The following is an 855-nucleotide window of genomic DNA, read 5'->3' as shown; positions in this document are numbered from 1 at the left end:
ACATGTGACCGACATGATCCTGAGCCCGGCGCGGCCTCTGGCTCGGGCGGATGTGGAGCAGGTTATCGGTAAAATCCGCGAGCAGGGCTTTTATCTGCAAATGCCGCCGCCGCCGGATGAAGACCTGTTCATGGCCGATGGCCATCCGGATAAACCGGCCGGGCGTGATGCCTGACGTGACCCGGCCACTGCGTGCGCAGTTCTGGACCCTGCCGCTGAGCGAGCTCAATGCCCGTGAGTGGGAGGCATTGTGCGATGGGTGTGGCCGCTGTTGTCTGGTCAAACTGGAAGATGAAGACAGTGGCGAGCTGGCGTTTACCAATTTGGCCTGCCGCTTTCTGGATAGCAAAAAATGTCAGTGTCGGGTGTATCCGGAGCGTTTTCAGCGGGTCCCTGACTGTATTCAAGTGACTGAAGCCATTGCCCGGGATACCGACTGGTTGCCGTCCACTTGTGCGTATCGTTTGCGCGCCCATGGCCAGCCGTTACCCGGCTGGCACCCGCTGCTTAGCGAAAATGCGGGCAGCGTGAAGCAGGCAGGCATCAGTGTGGCCGGGCGCGTGGTGTCCGAGCAGCTTGTGCCGGAAGACGATTGGGAAGAGCATATTGTTCACTGGATCGACTGAATCCAGGCAAGGGCCTGGCAGTGGGTTCAATTACACGTGTAGGAGAAGTTGTGACAACACAAGCATATCTATGGGGCTGGTTCGCCTACCTGATCGGCAGCATCGGCGTATTGTTTGTCTGGTGGTGGCTGACACGCCCGCTGTCACGATGGGGCAAGGTACCGTTGCGAACCCTGTTGACGGCCCTGTTGCTGACCCCCTGGTCCGTTTCCCCGCAGCATGACGAATG

The 855-nt window shown here is 59.3% G+C and carries 2 protein-coding genes; both read left to right on the top strand.

The window, feature by feature from the left end:
- Positions 1-13 precede the first annotated feature (13 nt).
- Positions 14-175, top strand: a complete 162-nt coding sequence (locus A3730_RS30040; protein WP_231884079.1) for a YcgL domain-containing protein — start codon at positions 14-16, stop codon at positions 173-175.
- Positions 168-626 carry a YcgN family cysteine cluster protein gene (locus tag A3730_RS28430; RefSeq protein ID WP_063520998.1) on the top strand — a complete coding sequence of 153 codons (459 nt, stop codon included), beginning with the start codon at positions 168-170 and terminating at the stop codon, positions 624-626. The genes A3730_RS30040 and A3730_RS28430 overlap by 8 nt, the downstream gene beginning before the upstream one ends.
- Positions 627-855 lie beyond the last annotated feature (229 nt).

This window comes from Alcanivorax sp. HI0044, assembly GCF_001634945.1.
The sequence above is the reverse complement of the archived record's forward strand: the minus strand, read 5'-3'. Positions and strand labels throughout refer to the sequence as shown.

Excerpts from the sequence above, each read along its gene's own strand:
- A3730_RS30040 (WP_231884079.1), top strand. The coding sequence starts at position 14 with ATGATCCTGAGCCCGGCGCGGCCTCTGGCTCGGGCGGATGTGGAGCAG.
- A3730_RS28430 (WP_063520998.1), top strand. The coding sequence starts at position 168 with ATGCCTGACGTGACCCGGCCACTGCGTGCGCAGTTCTGGACCCTGCCG.